Genomic DNA, 2,251 nt, shown 5'->3' with positions numbered 1-2,251 from the left:
GGCGGCCGACGGCCTCGCGGGCCCCGCCGGCGCCCCCGTGCGCATGGTCGCGGGCGGCGCCGGGCTGGGCGCGCTGGTCTCGGACGTACCGGCGGGCCTGTACGACGAGTCCGGGCTGACGGCCCAACTCGAGGACATGGAACGCCTGGAGGCCCTGGCCCGCGCACACCACGGCGTCGTCGCGGCGGCGTACGAGCACACGACCGTGCTGCCCCTGCGACTGGCGACGGTCTGTCTCGACGACGACCGGGGCGCGGAGATGCTGGCCGGACGGTCCGCCGAGNGTCCGCCGAGTTCGAGGCGCTGCTCGCACGTCTGGAGGGCCATGTCGAGTGGGGCGTGAAGGTCTACGCGGACCCCGGCGCCGCCGCCACCGCGGCGGAGCCGTCGGACGGCACCGCGGCGGGACCGACGTCCCCCGGCAGCGGCGGAAGCAGCCCCGGCCGCGCGTACCTTCAGCGGCGCCGGCAGCAGCGCACCACACACCGCGACACCTACCGCGCCGCCGGTGCCGTCGCCGAACGCGTCATGGCCCTCGCGGACGGCATCGCCACCGCGAAGGTCGCGCACCGCCCACAGCAGGGCGAACTGGCCGCGGGCCCCGGCGAGAACATCGCCAACGACGCCTATCTGGTGCCCTCCGGCCGCGGCGAGGACTTCCGGGCCGCGATCGGCGCTCTCGCCGAGGATGTGCCGGGCGTCCGCGTCGAGTTGACCGGCCCGTGGGCCCCGTACTCCTTCGCGACGCCGCCCGCCTCGCCGCCGCAGCACGGCAGCCCGGAGCGTACGGAGACGGCCGCCGATGGACGCTGACCTTCCCGGCAGCGGCTTCGCCGACGCCGTCGAGGCGGGCACCCGGTCCGCCTCGGACGGCTTCGCGAACGGCCTCGCCGAGCGCGGCGCCGCCGAGGAGAACGGCCTCGCGGGCCGTCAGGTCGCCCTCATCGATCTGCTCGACCGGCTGCTGTCGGGCGGCGCCGTGCTCACCGGCGATCTGGTGCTCTCCATCGCGGACGTCGATCTCGTACGCGTCAATCTGCGCGCCGTCATCCACTCCGTCACGCCCGACGACCCGGCGCCGTGGTGAACACACCGGGACGCACGGGCCGTACGGAGGACGGGGCGCACGATGCCGCCGCACACCGACAACTCACGGACAGGCGACCGGAGATGACGACGAACCACAACCCCGCGCGGCCTCCCGAGCCGCGCCCCGAACTTGCCCCGCCCGCCGAACGCCCGTCCGCCGAACGTCCGGCGGACGCCCCGGGCGTGCGCCTGGACGACGTGGCGCGCTCGGCGGCCCACGCGTTCGACCTGCTGCCCGCGTCCGACGGCGAACGCGGCTCACGGGACGAGAGCAGGCTCGCCCAGCGGCTGCGCACGGATCCGGACACGGTCGAGCGGGATCTGATGAAACTCGTCCTGACGATCGTGGAGTTGCTCCGCCAGCTCATGGAACGCACCGCCCTCAACCGCGTCGACCAGGGCGACCTGGACGAGGAGCAGGAGGAGCGGATCGGGATGACGCTGATGATCCTCCACGAGCGCATGACGGAGCTGTGCGACCGCTACGGACTGACGATGGAGGACCTCAACCTCGATCTGGGACCGCTGGGTTCGCTCCTTCCGCGCCAGGACGGATAGCCGTGCGGTGCGCCGTCCCGTACACCGAATGTTTCAAGCCTCGGCCGACGGCAACGCGTTGGCCATGACTCAGAACGGCAAGACTTCCAGCAACGCGACGAAGGCCGCGAACGGCACCAAGAAGCCGGCGGCCGCGGCGGCGAAGGCGGACCGTGGTGTCACCAAGGCCGCGGAGAAGGCCGGTTCGGCCACGCACACCGCGGGCGACGCCGTCGAGAACGGCGGCAGGAGCTTCGGCGACGCCACCCGGCGCGCCGGACACGTCGCGAGCAAGAGCGCCGAGGCGGGCCGCCAGAAGCTGGCCTCCGCGTCAAGCACCGCCGCCACCGCGGCGTCCGCGACCTGGACGGCGGTGAAGAACCGCAAGGCCGTCGCGGCCGGAGTCGGCACGAGTGTGCTCACCGCCGTGGCCGCGGCCTTCGCGGCCGGCCGCTACTCGGTGCGGCGCAGGACCGGCCCCCTCACACGGTTCACCCGCGGACGGCTGTAGCGCGGACGCCGCGCATCCGTACGCTGGCGGCATTGCGCCGCCAACCGGCCCGCGCACGGCGGCAGTCGAGCCCACGCGGCCGGGACGGCGGCGGAGTGTCACGGCAGGCGCCCG

The 2,251-nt window shown here is 74.3% G+C and carries 5 protein-coding genes; all 5 read left to right on the top strand.

What is annotated here, in order from left to right:
• The first annotated feature begins 43 nt into the window (after positions 1-43).
• The 5 genes from AN218_RS37790 to AN218_RS02920 all read left to right on the top strand — a co-directional run bounded on the left by AN218_RS37790 (position 44) and on the right by AN218_RS02920 (position 2,137).
• Entirely contained in the window at positions 44-343 is a 300-nt protein-coding gene (locus AN218_RS37790) for a GvpL/GvpF family gas vesicle protein (RefSeq protein WP_476755953.1), read from the top strand.
• The gene (locus tag AN218_RS37785) at positions 340-813 is read left to right on the top strand and encodes a GvpL/GvpF family gas vesicle protein (protein ID WP_070015008.1); all 474 of its coding nucleotides are present in this window, start codon (positions 340-342) and stop codon (positions 811-813) included. The genes AN218_RS37790 and AN218_RS37785 overlap by 4 nt, the downstream gene beginning before the upstream one ends.
• Positions 803-1,087 carry a gas vesicle protein gene (locus AN218_RS38980; RefSeq protein ID WP_070015006.1) on the top strand — a complete coding sequence of 95 codons (285 nt, stop codon included), beginning with the start codon at positions 803-805 and terminating at the stop codon, positions 1,085-1,087. The genes AN218_RS37785 and AN218_RS38980 overlap by 11 nt, the downstream gene beginning before the upstream one ends.
• An 83-nt stretch (positions 1,088-1,170) precedes the next feature.
• The gene (locus AN218_RS02925) at positions 1,171-1,647 is read left to right on the top strand and encodes a gas vesicle protein K (RefSeq protein WP_079131765.1); all 477 of its coding nucleotides are present in this window, start codon (positions 1,171-1,173) and stop codon (positions 1,645-1,647) included.
• A 64-nt stretch (positions 1,648-1,711) separates the two neighbouring features.
• Positions 1,712-2,137: a hypothetical protein gene (locus AN218_RS02920; RefSeq protein ID WP_070015014.1), complete on the top strand. Its 426-nt coding sequence runs from the start codon at positions 1,712-1,714 to the stop codon at positions 2,135-2,137.
• Positions 2,138-2,251 lie beyond the last annotated feature (114 nt).

The sequence above is a fragment of the Streptomyces nanshensis genome, from assembly GCF_001751255.1.
GTDB lineage: Bacteria > Actinomycetota > Actinomycetes > Streptomycetales > Streptomycetaceae > Streptomyces > Streptomyces nanshensis_A.
The sequence above is the reverse complement of the archived record's forward strand: the minus strand, read 5'-3'. Positions and strand labels throughout refer to the sequence as shown.